Here is a 23058-nt window from a genome sequence, read left to right as displayed (position 1 = left end):
ATGTCTGGCGGTATGAAGCGTTTCTATTGGATGGCCGTGCTGGCCGTTTCCGTGTGCGGCAACGCCTGGGCCATGGGGCCCTTCGAGTTCTACGAGCAGGCCCTGCGCAATGACCCGGTCTACCTGGGTGCGATCAAGGAGCGCGATGCGGGCCAGGAAAACCGCGCCATTGGCCGTGCCGGGCTGTTGCCGCACTTGGGCTACAGCTACAACAAGGGCCGCAACCAATCCAAGGTCACGTACCTCAATGACCGTGGCGCCAGCCAGCATGACGATCGCAACTACAGCAGCTACGGCTCCAGCCTGACGCTGCAGCAACCCTTGCTGGACTACGAAGCGTACGCGGCCTACCGAAAGGGCGTGGCCCAGGCATTGTTCGCCGACGAAAGTTTTCGGGACAAGAGCCAGGCGCTGTTGGTGCGGGTGCTGAGTCAGTACACCCAGGCGTTGTTCGCCCAGGACCAGATCGACATTGCCCAGGCCAAGAAAAAGGCGTTCGAGCAGCAATTCCAGCAGAACGAGCAACTGTTTCGCCAGGGCGAAGGCACGCGCACCGACATCCTCGAGGCGCAGGCGCGCTATGAGCTGGCAATCGCCGAAGAAATCGAGGCGCGGGACGAGCAGGACGCCGCCTTGCGTGAGCTCGGCTCGCTGATAGGCGTCCCGGCCTTGGATATCGGCGACCTGGCGCCGTTGCACGACACCTTCCAGACCTTTGCCTTACAGCCGGCCAGTTTCGACACCTGGCACGAACTGGCGGTGAGCAATAACCCCAGCCTGGCGTCCCAGCGCCAGGCGGTGGATGTGGCGCGCTTCGAGGTCGAACGCAACCGCGCCGGACACCTGCCCAAGGTCAGCGCCTACGCAACAATGCGCCAGAATGAATCGGAAAGTGGCAACACCTACAACCAGCGCTACGACACCAACACCATCGGCCTGGAAGTCAGCGTGCCGCTGTATGCCGGCGGCGGTGTCTCGGCGTCGACCCGCCAGGCCAGCCGCAACATGGAACAGGCCGAATACGAGCTGGAGGCCAAGACCCGCGAGACGCTGATCGAACTGCGTCGTCAGTTCAGCGCCTGCGTGTCGGGGATGAACAAACTGCGCGCCTACCAGAAAGCCCTCAGCTCCGCCGAAGCGCTGGTGGTATCGACCCGGCAAAGCATTCTCGGCGGCGAGCGGGTCAATCTCGACGCGCTCAATGCCGAGCAACAGCTCTACACCACTCGCCGCGACCTGGCCCAGGCCCGCTACGACTACCTCATGGCCTGGACCAAGTTGCATTACTACGCCGGCACCCTCGGCCCGCAGGACCTGGCGAAGGTGGATGAGGCGTTTGTGTCCCGGGCGCCCACTCAATGAGCTGTGGCGAGGGAGCTTGCTCCCGCTCGAGTGCGGAGCGCTCGCAGGCTTTTTTGGGGCCGCTGCGCAGCCCAGCGGGAGCAAGCTCCCTCGCCACAGAAGCCAAGCAAACACAGGATTTTTGCAACAACTAAGGATGGTTCGTGATGAAAATCGATAACAAAAAACACCCCAGGTCGGCAGGTCGCCTGTTTCTGCCCAAGGCCCTCAACCGCGCCATGCTCTGCGCACTGGCGACCTTGGGCACGGCCCAGGCGGCGCCTTATGTCGAGAGTGGCAGGGCGGGTGACCCGGACAGCTGGCGCAGCAGCGAATTCAACGCCGAATGGGGGTTGGGGGCGATCAACGCGCAGCAGGCCTACGCCGCCGGATACACCGGCAAGGGCGTCAAGCTGGGGATCTTCGACCAGCCGGTCTACGCGGCCCACCCGGAGTTCTCCGGCACCGGCAAAGTCGTGACCTTGGTCACCAGCGGCATTCGTGAATACACCGACCCCTACATCCCGGTGAGGGCCGGTGATCCGTTCCGCTATGACGGTTCACCCACCGTCGGCTCGGACGGTAAGCTGGGGTCCCATGGCACCCATGTCGGCGGGATCGCCGCCGGCAGTCGCGACGGCAGCCCGATGCACGGCGTGGCGTTCGATGCGCAAATCATCAGCGCTGACAACGGCGACCCGGGGCCCGAAGACGGCATCATCCGGGGCAACGATGGCGCGGTGTACAAGGCCGGTTGGGACGCGCTGATCGCCAGCGGCGCAAGGATCATCAACAACAGCTGGGGCATTGGTATCACCGACCGTTTCGACCAGGGTGGCCGCGATCCGGCGTTCCCGCACTTCACTGTGCAGGATGCGCAACTGCAATTCGATCAGATCAAACCCCTGTTGGGCACCAAGCCCGGCGGCGCCTACGAGGGGGCCATCGCCGCGGCCCGCAGCGGGATCGTGACGATCTTCGCCGCGGGCAACGACTACAACCTCAATAATCCCGATGCCATCGCGGGCCTGGCGTATTTCGTCCCGGACATCGCGCCGAACTGGCTCACCGTGGCGGCGCTGCAGGTCAACCCGGACACCGCCAGCGCCGATCCGTACACCATCAGTACCTTCTCGTCGCGCTGCGGCTACACCGCCAGTTTCTGCGTGTCGGCACCGGGCACCCGGGTCTACAGCGCGGTGATCGGCGGTACCCGTGCCGACGACCTGACCGTGGGCTACGCCAACAAGAGCGGCACGTCCATGGCCGCGCCCCATGTCGCCGGCAGCGTGGCAGTGTTGATGGAGCGTTTCCCTTACATGACCGGCGCCCAGGTCGCGAGCGTGCTGCGTACCACCGCCACCGACATGGGCGCGCCGGGCGTCGATTCGTTGTACGGCTGGGGCATGATCAACCTCGGCAAGGCCATCGGCGGTCCGTCGATGCTGGTGACCGAACAGGACATTCCCGCGGAGTTTCGCATCGATGGCGCCTATGGTTCCGGTCAGTTCGTGGCGGACTTGCCGGGCATCGGCGCGATCATCGATGCCGGCAAACCCACGGAACGGGTGTGCAGCGGCATCCAATGTGGCCTGGACGTTTGGCGCAACGACATTGCCGGTCACGGCGGGCTGACCAAGGAAGGCATCGGCACCCTGGTGCTCACCGGCGAAAACACCTACAGCGGGCCGACCCTGGTCAATCAAGGGCGACTGGCGATCAATGGCTCGCTGGCGTCGGCGGTTACCGTCAACGACGGCGGTATCCTCGGCGGCAACGGGCGCATCGCCAGCCTGACCGCCAGCCGCGGCGGCAGCGTGGCGCCGGGCAACTCCATCGGCACCTTGCAGGTGGCCGGCGACGTGACCTTTCAACCCGGTTCGAACTACGCAGTGGAAGTCTCACCCACCTCAAGCGACCTGATCGTGGCGGGCGGCAAGGCGTCCATTGACGGGGCGACGGTGTCGCTGTCCTTGGAAAACAGCCCGACACTGCTGACGGCTGGCGAAGTGAAAAGCCTGCTGGGCAGGCAGTTCAATATCTTGCAGGCCGCCGGTGGCATTGATGGGCGCTTCGCTGAAGTCTTGCCCAACTACGCGTTTCTGGGGGGCGACCTGGCGTACAGCGCCAGCGGCATTCAACTGGCGGTCGAGCGTAACGACGCGTCATTTGCCAGCCTCGGCTTGACGCCCAACCAGCGCTCCGTGGCCACTGCCGCCGAGCAATTGGGCGCTGGCAACGGGTTGTACGAGGCCTTGCTGCTGGCACCCAGCGCCGCCGTGGCACAGCAGGCGTTCCAGCAGTTGTCTGGTGAAATCCATCCGGCCATCGGCACGCTGCTGATCAATGACAGCCGTCAATTGCGCGACGCCGTGGGTGATCGCCTGCGCCAAGGCGCGCTTTACGACGCCGGTACGCCGACCGACGCCAGCAGCAATGCCTGGTTCAAAGTGCTGGGCGCTTGGGGCAAGAACGAGGGTGGACACGATCAAGCCAGTACCACCAGCTCCATCGGTGGGTTGCTGGCCGGTGTCGATGGCCTGATCGGCGACCAGACACGCCTGGGCGTCGTCACCGGCTACAGCGACAGTTCGTTGAGCATGGGCGATGGCACCCATTCCTCGGCCAAGGCCGACAGCTATCACCTGGGTGTCTATGTGGGGCATGAGATCGACGCGCTGCGCCTGACCGCCGGCGGCGCCCACAGCTGGCATCGCATCGACGTCAAGCGTGACCTGCAATGGGGCGACGTCAGTGGCCGGGAGAAAACCAAGCGCGATGCCCGGACCACCCAGCTCTTCACCGAAGCGGCGTATCGCCTGGACGGGCAAGCGGTGGCCCTGGAACCGTTCGCCAACCTGGCCTATGTGCACCTGGACAGCGACAGCTTCCATGAGAAAGGCGACAACGCGGCCCTGCACGGTGGCGACGACCGTCGCGATGCCGTGCTCTCGACCCTGGGCGTGCGTGCCAGCCACACCCTGGCGCTGTCGGATCAACAGCAACTGCAGCTGTCCGGCTCCCTCGGCTGGCAGCACAACCTGAGCCATACCACGTCCGAACAGGATCTGGCCTTCGCCGGCAGCAGCAACACCTTCGCGGTGCAGAGCGTGTCCATGGACCGTAACGCCGCCGTGGTCGGCGCCCGTGCCGGGCTCGCGGTCGCCAAGGATGTGCGGGTCAACCTCGACTACAACGGCCTGATCGGCTCCCGGGATAAAACCCACGGCGTGGGCCTGACCCTGGATTGGCAGTTCTGACCAGGAAGAAGGGCTGGACATACCCCTGTGGCGAGGGAGCTTGCTCGCGCTGGAGTGCGAAGCGCTCCCCAGGACGGCTGCTACGCACCCGAGCGGGAGCAAGCGCCCTCGCCACAAACTGTACCTCCCGGTTCTAGCATTCCAACAACAAAAAGAGAGCAACAAGCATGGGTATCTACGACTACAAGAACCTCGGCACCACCGAATCCAAGGCACTGGTCAGCGACGCAATGGCGATCATGCTGTACGCCTACCACAACCTCGACCACGGCTTTGCCGCCGGGTACCAGCACAACGGTTTCGGTGCCGGCCTGCCGGCGACCCTGGTCACCGCGCTGCTGGGGGGCACCGATTCCCAAGGGGTGATTCCCGGCGTGCCGTGGAACCCGGATTCGGAAAAACTGGCCCTGGAGGCGGTGCAGAAGGCAGGTTGGACGCCCATCAGCGCCACGCAACTGGGCTACGCCGGCAAGGTGGATGGCCGCGGGACGTTTTTTGGTGAGAAAACCGGCTACACCACCGCCCAGGTCGAGATCCTCGGCAAGTACGACACTGCGGGCCACCTGCAGGAAATCGGTGTGTCGTTTCGCGGCACCAGCGGCCCTCGGGAAAACCTGATTGGCGATTCCATTGGCGATGTGATCAACGACCTGATGGCCGCCCTAGGCCCAAAGGACTATGCGAAAAACTACGCCGGCGAAGCCTTTGGCAACCTGCTGGGGGACGTCGCCAAGTTTGCCCAGGCCCATGGCCTGACGGGCGCGGACGTGCTGGTCAGCGGCCACAGCCTGGGCGGTCTGGCGGTCAACAGCCTGGCGGACTTGAGCGCCAGCCGCTGGTCGGGGTTCTACGCCGATGCCAACTACATCGCCTACGCTTCGCCGACCCAGAGCGGTACCGACAAGGTCTTGAACATCGGTTACGAGAACGATCCGGTGTTCCGCGCCCTGGACGGCTCGACGTTCAACCTCGCGTCGGTGGGCGTGCACGATGGGCAGCAGGAGTCGGCCACCAACAACATCGTCAGCTTCAACGACCACTACGCTTCGGCGGCATGGAATGTCTTGCCGTTTTCCATCCTCAACATCCCCACCTGGATTTCCCACCTGCCCAGCGGCTACAGCGATGGCATGGGCCGGATCATGGGCTCGGCGTTCTACGACCTCACCGAAAAAGACTCCACCATTATCGTCGCCAACCTGTCAGACCCCGCGCGGGCCAATACCTGGGTGCAGGACCTCAACCGCAACGCTCAAACCCATACCGGCAGCACGTTCATCATCGGCAGCGACAGCAACGATCTGATCCAGGGCGGCCAGGGCAACGACTACCTGGAAGGCCGCGCCGGCAACGACACCTTTCGCGATGGCGGTGGTTACAACGTGATACTGGGCGGGCAGGGCAGCAACAGCCTGCAACTGCAGCAGTCGGTGAAGGATTTCAGTTTCGCCCATGACGGGGCTGGGACGCTGTACCTGCGCGATGCCCATGGCGGGATCAGCATCACCCGCGACATCGGCACGCTGGTCAGCAAGGAGTCCGGGTTGTTCTGGGGGCTGCTCAAGGATGAGGTGAGCCACGGCGTCACCGTCAATGGCCTGGTGGCGGGCGGCAACCTGACGGCGTATGCGTCTTCGGTCAAGGGCAGTGCGGCCAACGACACCCTGGTGGCAAGCTCGAAGGGTGACTGGCTGTTCGGCCAGGACGGCAACGATGTGCTGGTGGGCGGCGCGGGTAACGACACCTTCGTCGGCGGTGCGGGCAACGACCTGATGCAATCGGGTGGTGGCAACGACACCTTTCTGTTCAATGGTGCGTTCGGCCAGGACCGGATCAGCGGTTATGAGGCGGGGGACAAGCTGGTGTTCCTCGGCGTACCCGGCGCCGGGGCAGGTCATGACTACAGGGAGCACCTGTCACAAGTGGGCAATGACACGCTGCTCAAGGTCGGTGACAGTTCCGTGACCCTGGTGGGGGTTGCTATCGGTCAGGTTGGCGGCGAAGGGATCGTGTTCGCCTGAGGTCGCTATCGCGAGCAAGCTCGCTCCCACAGTGGTTCACAGGTGTACGCAGGATTTGTGTTCACCACCGGACTTTGTGGGAGCGAGCTTGCTCGCGATGGCCGCCTACCAGGCGAGTCACTGGAAATCAGTCTTCCTTGCGAATGGTCGCCACATCATCGGCGCGGACCCGGACTTTCCTGCCGGAAATATCCTCGAATTCGTAGAAACCGTCGGCGGTACGGGTGTTAGGGGTGTCCTTGGTCAAATACTGGGTACCGTTTTGCAAGGTCACTACCGTGGGCGACGCGCAGCCAGCCAGAGCCATAAATGCCACGGCGACCAGGGGTACGCCCAGAAACCTGATGTTCATAACCATAACCTCTCAATCAAAAGGACACGGAGCAACTGATTCGACCGCGCCATCACATTAGCTAACCGCCATTGGTCTCGCTTGCCGTAGGAAAGTTCATCGCTAGGTGAAGGATTTCACGTTAAATATAGGAGACCGTTCATCTTTTGCGGTTGCCTGAGCGGTTTACAGCTGTTATCTGTATGCATAACCAGTATCTCCGACACCCTTGGCGTTTCTTCCCGTGGCAACCCGTTCTCTCGACGATCCGTATTACTACCTGAACAACTTCCAGCAAGTGCTCGCGTGGTTGAGCCAGCGTTATGCGGACGTGCTCAGCCACGAAGAGCAGCGCTTCATCGACGATTTCGCCGCGCTGCCCCGTGCTTCCCAAGGCTTGTTGGTGCGGATGGTGATGCGCAAGGGGCTGCGGTTTCGTCATAGCAAGCTGAGTTACCCGGAAATCGGCGACATTGGCGCCGCCGTCGCGCCGCTATTGGCCCTGGGATGGGTCGAGGAACAGGCCCCCATCGGGCTCGTTGAACTGTTCGACGTGCTGCTCAAGGCGGAAATCCTTCTGTGCCTGGGTCACCTGATCGAACACCCCAAGGCGAAAAAGACCGAATGGCTCCAGGCCCTGGATAATCACCCCAGCCCGCTCCAGCCTTTTCGTACCTGGTGTCCGCAGCTTGACGAGCGCCTGTACAGCCTGACGATCATGCCTCTGTGCGACAGGCTGCGCTTGATGTTCTTTGGCAACCTCTACCAGGATTGGTCGGAATTCGTCTTGGCGGACCTGGGCATCTTTACCTACGAAACCGTTGAGTTCAGCGCCGAGTCACGGGGCTTGCGCAGTCGCGACGACGTCGATGCCTGTCTGTTCCTGCACGACTGCCAGCAGCGCTTCGAAGCCGGCGAGCCTCTGGAAGATATCGTCGCCCAGGTCAACGAACTGTCCTTGGAGAATCCGTGGCTGGAGCGACGCCGGGGCAAGTTGTTGTTCCAGATCGGCCAGTATGGCGAGCGTATCGGCGATTTTGCCTTGGCTTTGTGCATCTATCGCGATTGCACCTACCTGGGCGCGCGGCTGCGGATGGTCCGGGTATTGGAGCGAATCGGCGAGTATGCCCTGGCCCTTGAACTGGGCGAGGCGGCGGCGCAGACACCACAGAGCGCTGCCGAAACCCAGGCCTTGCTTCGGATCGTGCCTCGCCTGCGGCGCAAGCTGGGCGGCCCGCCAGTGCCACGGGTCATGGCCCGGGAAGTGGAGCGCCTGGAACTGCATCTGCCGCGCGTCGATCCGGGCCTGTCGGTGGAATACCACGTCCAGGCCCACCTGCACGATGAAACCGCGCCGGTGCATTACGTCGAGAACAGCCTGATCAATTCACTGTTCGGCCTGCTGTGCTGGCCAGCGATCTTCGCGCCGTTGCCGGGCGCGTTTTTCCACCCGTTCCAGCGCGGGCCGGTCGACCTGCTCAATGAAGATTTCCATGCCCGTCGCGCCGAGTTGTTCGCGGCCTGTCTGGCAGAGTTGGACGATGGCCGCTATCGGCAGACCATCGGTCGTCGTTACGTTGAAAAGTGGGGCGTGCAATCGCCTTTCGTGTTCTGGGGCGCGTTGTCCGAGCCCTTGCTGGAACAGGCCCTCGATTGCTTGCCGGCCGAGCACCTCAAGCACTGGTTCCAGCGCCTGCTGCTGGACATCAAGGCCAACCGCGCCGGCATGCCGGACCTGATCCAGTTCTGGCCGCAGCACAAGACTTACCGCATGATCGAAGTCAAAGGCCCCGGTGACCGCCTGCAAGACAACCAATTGCGTTGGCTGGAGTTCTGTCACGAGCACCAGATGCCCGTCGCCGTTTGCTATGTGCAATGGGCAGAGTCTGCCATCGCGAGCGAGCTCGCTCCCGCAGAAGACGAGCCACCCCAGATCATCTATGGGAGCGAGCTTGCTCGCGATGGGCGCACATGAGCCCGACACCCGGCTACAGCATCGCCGTGCGGGCGCTGTGTGAATTCACCGCCAAGGTGGGCGACCTTGACCTGCGCTTCACCCCCTCGCCGACAGCCCTGGAAGGCATCGCCGGCCATCGCACCGTCGCCTCGCGGCGCACCGAGGGTTATCAGGCTGAAGTGGCCCTCGAAGGTCACTGGCAAACATTGACGGTCAAAGGCCGGGCCGACGGCTACGACCCGGTCCGCCAGTGCCTTGAAGAGGTGAAGACCTATCGGGGCGACCTGAGCAAGCAGCCGGCCAACCATCGCCAGTTGCATTGGGCCCAGGCGAAAATCTATGGCTGGCTGATGTGCCAAAAGCTGCAGTTGCCGCACATCGACGTGGCGTTGGTGTACTTCGACATCGTCAGCGAAAAGGAAACCTGCCTCACCCAACGCTTCGAGGCGGCCCAGTTGCAAACCTTCTTCGAAGCACAATGCGCGCTGTTCCTGGCCTGGGCCGAGCAGGAAATGACCCATCGGCAGGCGCGTAACCTCGGCGCGCAGGCCCTGGTCTTTCCCCATGCGGGCTTCAGGCCCGGGCAACGGCACTTGGCCGAATCGGTGTTCAAGGCAATCAGTACCGGCCGCTGCCTGATGGCCCAGGCGCCCACCGGCATCGGCAAGACCGTCGGCACCTTGTTCCCGATGCTCAAGGCGTTGGCGCCGCAACAACTGGACAAGGTGTACTTTCTCACGGCGAAAACCCCGGGGCGCAAGCTGGCCCTGGATGCGGCACGCGTGATTACCCACAGCGCGCCGTCGATGCCGCTGCGGGTGCTGGAAATGATCGCCCGGGACAAGGCCTGCGAACACCCGGACAACGCCTGCCATGGCGAGTCCTGTCCGCTGGCCCGAGGTTTCTATGACCGCCTGCCGGGCGCCCGGGCGGCGGCAAGCCAAGTCTGCTGGCTGGATCAGGCGGCATTGCGCGACATTGCATTGGCCCATGAGGTGTGCCCGTATTACCTCAGCCAGGAAATGGCCCGTTGGGCCGACGTGGTGGTGGCCGACTACAACTATTACTTCGACTTCAGCGCCTTGCTCTTTGGCCTGGCCCAGGCCAATGGCTGGACAGTCGCGACCCTGGTGGACGAGGCCCATAACCTGGTGGAACGCGGGCGGCAGATGTACAGCGCGACCCTTGACCAGGCCACGTTGAGCAGCGTGCGCAAAACCGCCCCCGAACCGCTGAAGAAATCCCTGGAGCGGGTCAATCGCCAGTGGAACGCCTTGCATACGTCCCAGATGGCGGCCTATCAGGCCTATGAAAAACTGCCGGAAAAGTTGCTCCAGGCCTTGGCCACCTGTACCACCGCCATCGGCGATTACCTCAACGATCACCCCCAGGGCCTGGACAGTGGCTTACAGGCGTTCTACTTCGACGCCTTGCAGTTCGGCCGGGTGGCGGAAGCCTTCGACGAGCACTTTCTGTTCGACATCCACAAGCGCGAACTCGGCCGCCAGCGCAGCCTGTCGACGCTGTGCCTGCGCAACGTGGTGCCGGCCGCGTTCCTGCGGCCCAGGCTGACGGCGGCCCGCAGCACCGTGCTGTTTTCGGCGACCCTGAGCCCTCGACATTACTACGCAGACTTGCTGGGAACGCCGGGCGATACGGTGTGGATCGATGTCGAATCGCCGTTCAAGGCCGAGCAACTGGACGTACAGGTGGTCAGCCGTATCTCCACGCGCTTTGCCCATCGCCAGGCGTCCCTGGAACCGATTGTCACGTTGATGGCCCGCCAGTTCAGCGAGCGCCCGGGCAACTACCTGGCCTTTTTCAGCAGTTTCGATTACTTGCAGCAAGTGGCCGGGCTGTTTGCCGAGCGGCACCCGCAGATCGCCCTCTGGACGCAATCGCGGGGCATGGGCGAAGCCCCCCGGCAGGCGTTTCTCGAACGATTCATGGACCACAGCCAAGGCATTGGCTTTGCGGTGCTGGGCGGCGCGTTCGGCGAGGGCATCGACTTGCCGGGTTCACGCCTGATCGGTGCGTTCATCGCTACCTTGGGGCTGGCGCAGTTCAACCCGGTCAATGAGCAGATGAAGCAACGCATGGCGGCGATCTTCGGCGATGGCTATGACTACACTTACCTGTATCCCGGCTTGCAGAAGGTCGTACAGGCGGCAGGCCGCGTGATCCGTACCCAACAGGATAGCGGGGTGGTGATGCTGATCGATGATCGGTTCGGCGAGGCCAGGGTGCAGCAGCTATTGCCGCGCTGGTGGTCAGTTACCCAAGAGGCCCACAAATCCCCTTGGGGGAGCGAGCTTGCTCGCGATGGCAGACTGTCAGCCAGCCTTGATGCAAACTGACCCACCGCTATCGCGAGCAAGCTCGCTCCCACAGGGTGGAAGGCTTGAAGATTTTTCCTGGCACCCGACTTGTTCCATAATCCGTAAAAAATCCACACGGATGCCCCGGCCAGATGCTCGAGAACGCCCCCAAGACCCCGCTCATGAACGAAGAACAGCGCTTTCGCCTGCTCATCGACGCGGTGGTCGACTACGCCATCTACATGACCGACCCTTCGGGCATCATCACCAGTTGGAACTCTGGCGCCAGGCGTTTCAAGGGTTACGAGGAGTCCGAGATCCTCGGCCAGCATTTCTCCCGTTTCTATACCGACCAGGACCGCGCCGCCGGCCTGCCGCAACGGGCGCTGGATACGGCCCTGCATGAGGGGCGTTTCGAAGGCGAGGGCTGGCGGGTGCGCAAGGACGGCACGCTGTTCTGGTCCCATGTGGTGATCGACCCGATCATCGACAGCCAGAGTGGTACCTTGCTCGGCTTCGCCAAAATCACCCGCGACCTGACCGACCGCAAGATGGCCGAGGAAACCCTCAAGCAAAGCGAGCAGCAGTTTCGCCTGCTGGTGCAAAGCGTCACCGACTACGCCATCTACATGCTCGACCCGCAAGGTCAGGTCACCAACTGGAACCTGGGGGCGCAGCGGATCAAGGGGTATCTTCCGGTGGAAGCCATCGGCCGGCATTTCTCGATGTTCTACACCCCCGAAGATCGCGATGCCGGCGAGCCGCAGCGCGCGTTGAGCATCGCCGCCAGCGAAGGGCGTTTCGAGAAAAAGGGCTGGCGCATGCGCAAGGATGGCACGCGGTTCATGGCCCACGTGGTCATCGATGCGATTCGCAGCGATACCGGCACGCTGCTGGGGTTTGCCAAGATCACCCGCGACATCACCGATGCCACCCAGGCCCAGCTGGCCCTTGAACAGGCCCGCGAGGCGTTGTTTCAATCCCAGAAACTGCAAGCCATCGGTCAGCTTACCGGCGGTATTGCCCATGATTTCAATAACCTGTTGACGGTCATCCTTGGCAACCTGGAAATCGTGCGCAAGCGCATGCCCAGCGAGCCGAAACTCACTCAGTTGCTGGACAACGCGACCCAAGGCGCGCTGCGCGGGGTTTCGCTGACCCAACGCATGCTGGCGTTTGCCCGGCGGCAGAAACTGACCTACGAATCGGTCGAGCTGTCGGCCCTGGTACAGGGCATCAGCGGCCTGCTGCAAAGCTCCCTGGGCCCGTCGATACACATCCAGACCCGTTTCGCCGAGGCGCTGTCGCCGGTGCTGGCCGATGTCAATCAACTGGAACTGGCGATTCTAAACCTGGCGACCAACGCCCGGGACGCCATGCCCCATGGCGGCCAGATCGTCATTGCCGCCGAGGAGCGGCAGGGGGCTGATGCCGGGCCGGACCAGCCGATGGCCCCCGGACGCTACATCTGCCTGGCGATGACCGATGAAGGCGAGGGCATGGACGACGCCACGCTGGCCTCGGCCGTGGACCCATTCTTCACCACCAAGGGCGTCGGCAAGGGCACGGGCCTGGGGCTGTCCATGGTGCATGGCCTGGCGGAACAGCTCGGTGGCCGCCTGATACTCAAAAGCCAGAAGGGCCTGGGGACCACCGCCGAATTGTGGTTGCCGGTGGCCGGCGATGCGGCCCCTGGCAAAGCGGCGATCGAAGAGGTGCCGCCGCCGGTCCACGAGTTGAAAGTGCTGGTGGTGGACGATGACAGCCTGGTGTTGACCAGCACTCGCTTGTTGATCGAAGACCTGGGGCATCGGGTTCTTTGCGCCCCATCGGGGGCTCAGGCGCTGGAGCTGTACGAGCGCAACCCGGACATCGATCTGGTGATCACCGACATGGCCATGCCGCAGATGGACGGCGCGCAGTTGGCGAAATTGTTGCGCGACCGCCAACCGACCTTGCCCATCATCCTGGCCACCGGCTATGCCGAACGCCTGGAAGGTTTCGCCACGCAACTGCCTCGGTTGATCAAGCCGTTCAAGCAGATTGACCTGATGCAGGTCATTGGGCAGACGATGAAATAGTCAGCCTCCTGTGGCGAGGGAACTTGCTCCCGCTGGGTCGCGCAGCGGCCCCTATGTCGCGAGCGCTTCGCACTCGAGCGGGAGCAAGCTCCCTCGCCACAAGAGCAGGCGCTTATGGCGTTTATTCAGTGTTCTTCTTGAACCCACGCAAATTCATCGCACACAAGCAAAACTGCAACACGATCAAGGCATACGCATGGGTATGCAGCCCCCAGACCACCCACAGAATATTGCTCGCGATAAAACAACTGAATCCCGCCACCCTGCGGCGGGGTTGGCGTGAGCCGATCAACCAGGCGGCCAGCACCGTGACGAGCATCGCCGGCCATTGCACCCATCCCAGATAATCCACGCAGCGGTCCTCTTTGTCCTTTACACGTTAAAGACCTTGGCGCTCGGGCAGCGTTTCCTCGGACGTTGCTGCACCGGTAGTCCATTGGCTTGAACTTGCCACGCGCCGGGTTCTTCTAACGAGTCCGAATCATCATCGAGGCACCGCCTGCGCAATGCCCAGAATACTCACCGGGCCTACCCCGGAAGAAGAACTGACGGAACACAACGCCAAACTGTTCGGCTCGCCCAAGGAGCGACTGGACTTCTATCGCCGGGAGATCCAATACGAAACCAGCATCCTGGCCAATCGAACCGATGCTTACCTGGCGGCCCAATCCTTCCTGGTGATCGCCTTTGCCTCATGCATGGCCAATCTGAACCCGGAGTGGGGCAAGTTGTTCACGCTGATCGTGCCGCCATTCCTGGCCTTGTTGGGATTCCTCAGTTCGCTCAATGCCTGGCCGGGGATCAAGGCGGCCTACGAGATCATCGATCACTGGCATTTCAAGCAGAGCGAGCTATTGCGCGCCGAACCCTTGATGGGCCTGGCCTACGACGAATCGCCGCTGTTCAGCGAGCGGGAATCGACCCACAAGGGCTACCGCAAGTCGTTGCTGTTTTCGTTGCGGACCCCTTGGATCTTCGCCACCTTCTGGGTATTGCTGGGGGCGTACTCGGTCTATATCCAGCTGAGCAACCCAGGCGGTTGAGGCACACTCGCCTCAACTCGACTGCTTACGGCGCTCATACCATGCCAACGTCGGCTGGGTCGTGATGCCATGCACCAGAATGCTCAAGGCCACCACCGACAGGGTGAGGTCGATGCACAGTTGCGCCACCGCTGGCGGCAGGTCATGGTTCAGGGCGAAGAACAGATAAAACAGGCTGCCGATCCCGCGAATGCCAAACCAGCCGATCAGCAGCCGTTGCGGTCCGTCGAGCAATCGCCGCCAGGGCACCACCAGCACACTCAGCGGGCGAATCACGAAAAACAGCAGGGCACCGATCGCCACAGCTCGCCAGTCCCAATGGCTGGCCAGCACGACCCCCAGCAGGGTCACCAGGAACACTTCCATCGAGCGCTCCACCAAGCTGCCGAACGCCAGCATGTCGCTCATCATCACCCCAGCGGCCAATTGACCATCGTCCAGCGTCTCGGTATCGCCCACGACGGCCTGTCGGGGATCGACGGCTTCGTGGCCCACCACCGGTTGCACCAGGTGTTCTGCCGGTGGCGCCCCTTCATCGGTGGATTGGACCTCGGCCTGACGCAGCCCCAAGCCGGCGGCGAACACCGAGAGAAAGCCATAGCCCTGGATCCACTCAGCCACGACGTAGGCCAGGGCGATCAGTGCCAGGGCCAGGTAATCATTGGGCGACAAGGTGCTGTCGGCATTCCTGATGCGCATCGACAGGGTCAGCTTGCCGATGCCGCGGCCCATCCAGTAGCCGACCAGCAACCCGGCCGGCACCGCCCACAGGACGTTGTGCAGCAGCCATTCACCGAGAAAACCGCTGCCGTCCTCCCGCAGCATCAACAAGCCGAGGATCACAAAGGGAAACGCCGTGCCGTCGTTCAGTCCCGCTTCGCCCGACAGGCCGAATCGCACCCGGTCGTCATCCCGGGCATCGTTGACCTGCACCAGTGCCGCCAGTACCGGGTCGGTGGGCGCCAGCATCGCGCCGATCAGCATCGACACGCCCCAACCCAGGCCCAACAGATAGTGCAACGCCAGGCACAGGCCGGCGATGCACAGGATCATCACCGGCCCGGCCAGCCCATAGGCCACGCGCCAGGTACGGTCCTTGAGGGGCAGGCGCAACTTGAGGCCGCTGACGAACAGCGAAAACACCACCGCGATTTCCGTGAGGTGTTCCATCCAGACCGACGAGTCGCCGACGTCCAGCTTCAGCACGTCCAGCCCCAGCGGCCCGATGGCGACACCCAGCACCAGGCACATCGCCGAGGTGGTGACCGGCATCCAGCGCAGATAAGAGGAGGTCAGGGCCAGGGTCAGCAACACCGCGCCGAGCACCGCTACCCATACTGTGAACGTCATCGTTGCTCCTTGGATAGCGACTGGTGGCTCTCAGTATTCGAGGCCCGGAGCGAAGCGAGGGTTCCCACCAAAGCAGCAGGCCTCCGTTTATCCGCCTGCCATTTAATCCAACGGAATTTTTCGCCGTTCCCCGCGCTCTGCAACAGAAGAGACGTTCTGATTCAGCGTCCGCCAAGAACCCGAGAGGCCCTTATGACTGCGCTGACACCCCTCCAATCCCAGCCGGCCACCGTGCACCCCGTCATCCATAACGGACAGGTGCGCCAATGCTATGAACGGCTGTTCCAGGGCCCCGACGATGCCGACAAGCAAGCCGTCGCCCAAGCGTTCCTCCAGCAATGCATCGCCAAAGCCGAGGCGCTCCCCCAGGAGATGCCCTCTGATCCCACGGCGCTGCAGGCCTGGGTCGAACAACACAGCGCCGGCGTGGCCCGGCAATACGCTGACTACCTGGAGCGGCGCAAGAACGGCGGCCCGCGGGAGTTTTTCAGCGGCAAGGCCCATGCCCTGTACTTCATCCAGGCCGTGGCCCCGACCAAACGGGTGGACGGTGCCTGGCTGTATGGCGTGGTCAAGCACTGGCACGACCACCGTTTCGAAGGGTTGCTGTGCACCTACCTGGAAGAACTGGGGGACGGTCATCCCGGACAAAATCATGTGGTGCTCTATCGCAAGTTGCTCGCCGAACACGACCTGTCGGACGCCCCGGACATCGACGACGATCTGTATCTGCAAGGCGCCGTGCAACTGGCCCTAGGCTATGCCGGCGACGAGTACCTGCCGGAGGTCATCGGCTACAACCTGGGCTACGAGCAATTGCCCCTGCATCTGTTGATCAGCGCCTATGAGCTGAGCGAACTGGACATCGATCCGTACTATTTCACCCTCCACGTCACCATCGACAACGCCAGCACCGGCCATGCCCACAAGGCCGTGCAAGCGCTGCTGCAACTGATGCCGATGGAAGCGGACCGCGAGGCCTTCTGGCAGCGAGTCACGCTTGGCTATCGCCTCAACGACCTGGGGCAGGGTAGCCGGGCCATCATCGGCTCGTTCGACCTGGAGCGCGAAGTGCTGGACATGCTCGAACGCAAACGCCCATTCGGTCAGCACATGCATTCCGATTACTGCAAATTCGAAGGCAAGACCGTCAACCAGTGGCTCTCGGCGCCGGGCCAGTTGGAGGGGTTCCTGACGGCCATGCAGAACAAAGGCTGGATCAAGCGCCATGAAGACCCGCAACACAGTCGCTTCTGGACGCTGATCGACGGCGCAGGCGCGGCCATGTTCGGGGTCTTCAGCCCCTACGAAAAACAGCTGCTGCATGACTGGATCGCCGGTGACTGGCTGGACGAGGGCGTGAAGTCCGGCGCCCGGCGTGCTCCGGTTGCGGCCGGCGCCCCCGCGACGCCGATGGACGATCCCGATGTGCAAAACCTGCAACAGGCGCTGCAAGGCCGCACGCCGGACGAGCAGATGCAAGTCCTGATGCCCTGGCTCTGTGCCCGCTGCCACAGCCATCCGGCCGGGTTGCTGGCGACTCGCCGGTTCATCGAACTCAAATCCGCACTTCGCTAGGGAGCCCTGCATGAATGAAGAAGAACGCCTGTCCGAGCCGGACCTTGCACTGCTGCAACTGGGCCGACGCCTGCAAGCCGACGGCTACCGTTTCATCACCCCGACCCCGTTGACCCATGAACGGGTCAACCGGCGTCCCGGTAATGAACGCGCCAAGACCTTGCGGGACGTGTTCGGCTGGTCGCGGCCGTTTGCGCCCGGGCTGATCAGCACCGACGAACAGCGGCAACTGCAAGACGCCCAGGTGCTGGAAGCACACGACGGCTTATTGCGTAGCCGGGTGCGCTGGTCGAGCCTGGATGGCTTGCTGTTTGCCCATTCGCAGTTTCCCACGCAAGCCAGCGATGCGGTGTTCTTCGGCCCTGACAGCTATCGTTTCGCCCAACTGATCCATACTCATCTGCAACAGAACTTCACGGCCGTGCAGCGCGCCGTGGACATTGGTTGCGGCGCGGGTGTCGGGGCCATCGTGATTGCCCGCGCCCGTCGTGAAGCGCAAGTGCTGGCCGTGGACATCAACCCCCAAGCCCTGCGCCTGAGCGCCGTGAACGCCGCGCTGGCGGAGGTGGCCAACGTCGAGGTCGTCCGCAGCGACGTGTTGCAGGACGTGCCAGGCCAGTTCGACCTGATCGTCGCCAACCCGCCGTACATGGCCGACCCCTCCGAGCGCGCCTACCGCCATGGCGGCGGCACACTGGGCGCCGGGCTGTCGCTGCGCATCGTCGAGCAGGCCTTGCCCCGGCTCACACCTGGCGGCTCGCTGGTGCTCTACACCGGCGTGGCCATGGTGGATGGGCGCGATCCGTTCCTCGAAGCGCTGGGGCAATGGCGTGACTCGGCGGATTTCGGCTGGACCTACAAGGAATTGGACCCGGACGTGTTCGGTGAGGAACTGCTCACGCCGGGTTATCAGGACGTGGAAAGGATCGCCGTGGTGGCGTTGGTTGTAACCCGCATTGGCGCAGGTCTGGGCGGGGCTATCGGAGGGACTATCGATGAACAGACGCATGAAATTCGGCGTTGAAGAGGAGTATTTCATCACTGACCTGAACACCCGTTGCATGCCGGGTGCCCCCCCTGCGGAGGCTGTCGCCGCGTGCCAGGCCGAGCTGGGCAAGCATTTCGCCCATGAAATGTTCCAATGCCAGGTGGAAATGGCCTCGCCCATCTTTCGCAGCCTGCCCGAGGCTGCCGACTACCTGAACCAAGTGCGTACGGGCCTGAACCAGCGCCTGGCGCCCTATGGCCTGGGCCTGCTCAGTGCCGGTTCACACCCGATGGCCACCCAGGTGCTGCAACCCACCGACGAGCTGCATTTCCAGCAACTGTTCGATGATTATCAGCGGGTGGCGCGACGCAGCGTGCTGTCGGGCCTGCATGTCCACGTGGAGGTCCCGGCCACGCAGGATCGGGTGCGGATCATGAATGAGGTCCTGCCGTGGTTGCCGATGTTCCTGGCCCTGAGCGCGTCATCGCCATTCTGGAACGGTGGCTACAGTGGCTTCAGCAGCTATCGACAAGTGGCCTGCGATGAATGGCCGCGCATGGGGGTGCCGGAGTATTTCGAAGATGAGTCGGCGTTCGGCGGCTACGTCGACATGCTCATGCGCACCGGGTCCATTCGCCAGGCCAGCGATTGCTGGTGGGTGATACGACCTTCCTCACGTTATCCCACGCTGGAGCTGCGCATTTGCGATGCCTGCCCGCGGGCGGACGACGTCCTTTGTCTGGTCTCGCTGTTTCGCCTGATGGTGGCCCATGCCGTGACGCAGCGCCGGCCCGGTGCCCACTACAGCCAGATGTCCCAGTGGATCCTCAAGGAAAACCGCTGGCGGGCCAAGCGCCACGGGATTCTCGCGGAGTTTATCGTCGAGGGGCAGGAACAGCCGATGCTGATCGGGGAATGGCTGACCCTGGCAGAGCAGACTTTTGGTGAAACCGCAGCCGAGCTGGGCGTCCAGGACGTGTTCAAGCAGGCCCGCGCGATTGTCCAGGAAGGCACCAGCGCCGATCGGCAAATCGTGCTCTACGAACAAGGCCTGCTACTGGGCGATTCGGTCGAACAGGCCTTGAGCCGGGTGGTTGATCAGTTGCTCGCGGAAACCGCCGGGAGGCCGGTTGCCGACCCAGCCTTGCAACAGGTGTCAGGTGGTCCATGAGCAGCAAGACCCTGGCTGACTACAACCGCATGCGAGATTTCGCCGCCACCCCGGAACCGGCGGCGAAACGTTCGCGCAAGTCGGCAAAAACCGCCCACGCCTTGCAGTTCTGCATTCAAAAGCACGATGCCTCGCGGCTGCACTACGACTTTCGGCTGGAGCTCGACGGCGCGCTCAAGAGCTGGGCGGTGCCCAAGGGGCCCTCCCTGGACCCCAAGGCCAAACGCCTGGCCGTGCATGTCGAAGATCATCCACTGGATTACGCCACGTTCGAGGGCAACATCCCTGAAGGCCACTACGGCGCCGGTGACGTGATCGTCTGGGACCGGGGCGTCTGGATTCCCCAGGGAGACGCCCACGAAGCCTACGAAAAAGGTCGGCTCAAGTTCGAGTTGCAAGGCGAAAAGCTCAGCGGCCTGTGGAACCTGGTACGCACCCATATGCCCGGCAAGCAGGAGCAGTGGTTCCTGATCAAGCATCAGGACCAGGCCGCCCGTCCCGAAAGCGAATACGACGTGGTCCAGGCCGAGCCGGACAGCGTGCTCAGCGATCGCACCCTCGTGCCCAAGCGTCGAGGCAAGGCTGTCGCCAAAGCGGTGAAACAACCGGAGAAAGCCGCGCAGCCGAAATCGCCGAAACGCGCCTCGAAAACTTCCCTCAGCGGTGCGGTCGCCGGGCCGCTGCCAGAAACCCTCAAGCCGGAACTGGCGACCCTGGTGGAAAGCGCGCCCGACGGCGAATGGCTCTATGAGATCAAGTTCGACGGTTACCGGGTCATGGCGCGGATCGAAAACGGCGATGTCAGGCTGCTCACCCGCAACGGCCATGACTGGACCCACAAATTGCCAAGACAGGCCGAGGCCTTGGCCGCGCTGGGGTTGGAATCGGCCTGGCTCGACGGCGAGATGGTCGTCGCCAACGAGCAGGGGGTGCCGGACTTCCAGGCCTTGCAAAACGCCTTCGAGGCCGGCAGCAGCGGCCAGATTGCCTATTACCTGTTCGATGTGCCTTATCTCAATGGCATGGATTTACGCAACGTGCCGGTGCAAGAGCGCCGGGCCGCATTGGCCGCCGTGCTGGAGCCCAACGAAAGCCCCTTGCTGCGCTTTTCCGATGCCTTCGAAGAAACCCCTGAAGCGCTGCTAAACAGCGCCTGCCAGATGCAGATGGAAGGGCTGATCGGCAAGCGCGTCGGCAGCACCTATGTGTCCAGGCGCAGCAACGACTGGATCAAGCTCAAATGCAAGAATCGCCAGGAGTTCGTGGTGGTGGGCTTCAGCGATCCCAAAGGCGCCCGCAGTGCCTTCGGCGCCTTGCTGCTGGGGCTGCATGATGCCGACAGCGGCCAATTGCGCTACGCCGGTAGGGTCGGCACCGGTTTCAACGAAACCACCCTTAAGAGTATCTACCAGCAATTGCTGCCCCTGGAGACGAAAAAGGCCGCCGTGGCGAATCCGCCCACCGGCTACGAAGCCAAGGGCGTGCATTGGCTGGAACCGAAGCTGCTGGCCGAAGTGGCCTTTGCCGAAATGACCAAGGAAGGCTCGGTGCGCCATGCGGTCTTCCATGGCTTGCGCAACGACAAGCCGGCCAAGGACATTACCCAGGAGCTTGCCAAACCCGTGAAAAAAACCACTGCGGCGAAAAAAACCAGCACCCAGGATGAACCCGACGCGAAACCGCACAAGGCAAAGACCAGGACAAAAGCCAAGGCTCCAGCCATGGACGGCAAGGTCCGCATCACTCACCCGGAGCGGGTCATTGACGCCAGCAGTGGCACCACCAAGCTGCAGTTGGCCGAGTACTACGCCAGCGTTGCCGAATTCATCCTGCCGGAACTGGAAGATCGCCCGGTCGCCTTGGTCCGGGCGCCGGACGGCATCGCCGGTGAACTGTTTTTCCAGAAGAACCCCGAGCGCCTGGCGATTCCCGGTATCACCAGCCTGGACAAGGAACTGACCGGGCAACCAGTGATGATCATCAACAACGCCGAGGCGCTGATCGGTGCGGTGCAGATGAGCACGGTGGAACTGCACACCTGGAATGCCACGTCTGTCGACCTGGACAAACCCGACCGCTTCGTCCTCGACCTGGACCCGGACCCGGCGCTGCCCTGGAAAAGCATGGTCGAGGCGACGCAGCTCACCTTGTCGGTACTCGATGAACTAGGGCTCAAGGCGTTTCTCAAGACCAGCGGCGGCAAGGGTATTCATGTGGTGGTGCCGTTGACGCGCAAACTGGGCTGGGACGAGGTCAAGGGCTTCAGTCATGCGATTGTCAGTCACATGGCCAAGCTGCTGCCGGACCGCTTTTCGGCGGTGTCCGGGCCAAAGAACCGGGTAGGGCGGATCTTCATCGATTACCTGCGCAATGGGCTGGGCTCCACGACCATCTGCGCCTACGCCGCCAGGACCCGGGAGGGGTTGCCGGTGTCCGTGCCGATATTTCGTGAGGAGGTTGCTGAGCTCAAGGGGGCGAACCTGTGGAATGTGCACAATGTTCATGAGCGTCTGGCGCAGGTGGGTCATGAGCCCTGGGCTGGGCTTAAGAAAACGCGGCAGAGTATTACGGCTGAGATGCGCAGGCGTATCGGTATGAAGAAAGTTTAAGGTGTCGCGGCTATACGCCGCAGTTCCTTTGTGGGAGCGAGCTTGCTCGCGAAGAGGCCAGCAAGCCCAATATCCATATAACTGAACCACCGCCATCGCGAGCAAGCTCGCTCCCACAGATCATCTCAAGCCGCTGTCATCGGTGATGTGCGCCCCGAAAACGCATTCAGCCCACCGGGATACGCAAATATTCCGGCTGCAGGTAGTTGAACCAGAGCAGGATCATTTCCACCAGGATCGTCACCAATACCAACAGGCCCACGCCCCAGACACTTGCCGAATACAGCAGGCCCTGTTCCTTCTTGAGGCCCATGAATTTGGGCAGCCCGACGAACAGCAGGAATGTCGAGTAGGCCGATGCCAGCAACAGCACCGCCACGGCCAGCCAGCGGCTCGGATAAAGCCCGAAAACTCCGGCCAGGAAATACGGCGTTGCGGTATAGGCGGCGAAACCGATGCATTGGTTGACCGTCGGGCGCGCTTCGAAAGTGCGGGACATCCAGCGGATGAACAGCCCCATCAACGTGACGCCGACGACGATGGTCAGGTACAGCAGCACGCACAATTGAAGCGCGCTGGTGCTGCTGAGCCGTACCGTTTCGTTTTCGGCCAGGCTCCATCCGGTCCAGGTGGTGCCGATGAACAGGCACACCGCGGGAATCAGCGCGAGCAGCAGCAAATGAGCCAGGTAATGGCGTGGATGTGCCTGTTCCTGCTCGCGTATGTCGGCCCAGGCGAATTCGGGCTGTGTGAACAGTTTGACGAAAGGTGCGGACATGACGACCTCCTGATCAGGATGGCCTCTGCATGAGGCCCTTACTGGGTTTGAGGCACAGAAAAAGACCGGGGTTTCATTTATTTCCTGTTCCTGGTAACCGCCCGTTTCCGGTACGCGAAGACATGCGCTTCCCGCACAAGGTCTGGCGTTTCGAGCGAGTCGCTCGGATGCGTCATGGGCGACTGGCCGGCACAGCCCACTGTGGGAGCGAGCTTGCTCGCAATAGCGGTAA

The 23058-nt window shown here is 62.7% G+C and carries 15 protein-coding genes; 11 read left to right on the top strand and 4 right to left on the bottom strand.

Translation table 11 applies throughout. The annotated features are described in order from the left end of the window. The first annotated feature begins 12 nt into the window (after positions 1–12). The 3 genes from J4E63_RS13490 (at position 13) to J4E63_RS13480 (ending at position 6622) form a co-directional block, all read left to right on the top strand. Positions 13–1362 (top strand): TolC family outer membrane protein, encoded by a 1350-nt coding sequence (locus J4E63_RS13490; protein ID WP_207282278.1) that lies wholly within the window; start codon positions 13–15, stop codon positions 1360–1362. Between the two features lie 218 nt (positions 1363–1580). Next, entirely contained in the window at positions 1581–4601 is a 3021-nt protein-coding gene (locus J4E63_RS13485; RefSeq protein ID WP_259333851.1) for an autotransporter serine protease, read from the top strand. 167 nt (positions 4602–4768) lie between these two features. Then, a complete protein-coding gene (locus tag J4E63_RS13480) occupies positions 4769–6622 on the top strand; it encodes a polyurethanase (RefSeq protein ID WP_207282276.1) in 1854 nt (617 codons plus the stop codon). Between the two features lie 127 nt (positions 6623–6749). Here J4E63_RS13480 and J4E63_RS13475 read toward each other — a convergent pair whose 3' ends face one another. Then, positions 6750–6974, bottom strand: a complete 225-nt coding sequence (locus J4E63_RS13475) for a YgdI/YgdR family lipoprotein (RefSeq protein ID WP_060743223.1) — start codon at positions 6972–6974, stop codon at positions 6750–6752. Between the two features lie 223 nt (positions 6975–7197). On the opposite strand from J4E63_RS13475, the gene J4E63_RS13470 reads away from it, so the two are divergent. The 3 genes from J4E63_RS13470 to J4E63_RS13460 all read left to right on the top strand — a co-directional run bounded on the left by J4E63_RS13470 (position 7198) and on the right by J4E63_RS13460 (position 13309). Beyond that, positions 7198–8928 carry a VRR-NUC domain-containing protein gene (locus J4E63_RS13470; protein WP_207282275.1) on the top strand — a complete coding sequence of 577 codons (1731 nt, stop codon included), beginning with the start codon at positions 7198–7200 and terminating at the stop codon, positions 8926–8928. Then, positions 8925–11267 (top strand): ATP-dependent DNA helicase, encoded by a 2343-nt coding sequence (locus tag J4E63_RS13465; protein ID WP_207282274.1) that lies wholly within the window; start codon positions 8925–8927, stop codon positions 11265–11267. The genes J4E63_RS13470 and J4E63_RS13465 overlap by 4 nt, the downstream gene beginning before the upstream one ends. Positions 11268–11380: 113 nt before the next feature. Then, complete coding sequence (locus J4E63_RS13460) at positions 11381–13309, top strand: PAS domain-containing sensor histidine kinase (RefSeq protein WP_207282273.1); 1929 nt, start codon at positions 11381–11383, stop codon at positions 13307–13309. A 121-nt stretch (positions 13310–13430) separates the two neighbouring features. On the opposite strand, the gene J4E63_RS13455 is transcribed toward J4E63_RS13460, so the two are convergent. Next, a complete protein-coding gene (locus tag J4E63_RS13455) occupies positions 13431–13661 on the bottom strand; it encodes a hypothetical protein (RefSeq protein WP_060742403.1) in 231 nt (76 codons plus the stop codon). Between the two features lie 154 nt (positions 13662–13815). On the opposite strand from J4E63_RS13455, the gene J4E63_RS13450 reads away from it, so the two are divergent. Beyond that, complete coding sequence (locus J4E63_RS13450) at positions 13816–14352, top strand: hypothetical protein (protein WP_092199857.1); 537 nt, start codon at positions 13816–13818, stop codon at positions 14350–14352. 12 nt (positions 14353–14364) lie between these two features. Here J4E63_RS13450 and J4E63_RS13445 read toward each other — a convergent pair whose 3' ends face one another. Next, complete coding sequence (locus J4E63_RS13445; RefSeq protein ID WP_207282272.1) at positions 14365–15702, bottom strand: sodium:proton antiporter; 1338 nt, start codon at positions 15700–15702, stop codon at positions 14365–14367. 192 nt (positions 15703–15894) lie between these two features. Between J4E63_RS13445 and J4E63_RS13440 the strand changes: the two genes are divergently transcribed. From J4E63_RS13440 to ligD, 4 genes are read left to right on the top strand one after another with little or no spacing between them, the layout of a single operon-like run. Next, a complete protein-coding gene (locus J4E63_RS13440) occupies positions 15895–17280 on the top strand; it encodes an iron-containing redox enzyme family protein (protein WP_207282271.1) in 1386 nt (461 codons plus the stop codon). 10 nt (positions 17281–17290) lie between these two features. Beyond that, the gene (locus J4E63_RS13435; protein ID WP_207282270.1) at positions 17291–18304 is read left to right on the top strand and encodes a class I SAM-dependent methyltransferase; all 1014 of its coding nucleotides are present in this window, start codon (positions 17291–17293) and stop codon (positions 18302–18304) included. Then, positions 18276–19439: a carboxylate-amine ligase gene (locus J4E63_RS13430; RefSeq protein WP_207282269.1), complete on the top strand. Its 1164-nt coding sequence runs from the start codon at positions 18276–18278 to the stop codon at positions 19437–19439. The genes J4E63_RS13435 and J4E63_RS13430 overlap by 29 nt, the downstream gene beginning before the upstream one ends. Beyond that, positions 19436–22048, top strand: a complete 2613-nt coding sequence (gene ligD, locus J4E63_RS13425; protein WP_207282268.1) for a DNA ligase D — start codon at positions 19436–19438, stop codon at positions 22046–22048. The genes J4E63_RS13430 and ligD overlap by 4 nt, the downstream gene beginning before the upstream one ends. Before the next feature lie 166 nt (positions 22049–22214). Here the strand turns inward: ligD and J4E63_RS13420 are convergent, their stop codons facing one another. After that, the gene (locus tag J4E63_RS13420; RefSeq protein WP_207282267.1) at positions 22215–22826 is read right to left on the bottom strand and encodes a Yip1 family protein; all 612 of its coding nucleotides are present in this window, start codon (positions 22824–22826) and stop codon (positions 22215–22217) included. Positions 22827–23058 lie beyond the last annotated feature (232 nt).

The organism is Pseudomonas sp. FW300-N2F2 (assembly GCF_017351655.1).
In the GTDB taxonomy this organism is placed as follows: Bacteria; Pseudomonadota; Gammaproteobacteria; order Pseudomonadales; family Pseudomonadaceae; genus Aquipseudomonas; species Aquipseudomonas fluorescens_AA.
Note: the sequence above shows the minus strand (reverse complement) of the source record. Positions and strands in the feature narration are given on the sequence as shown.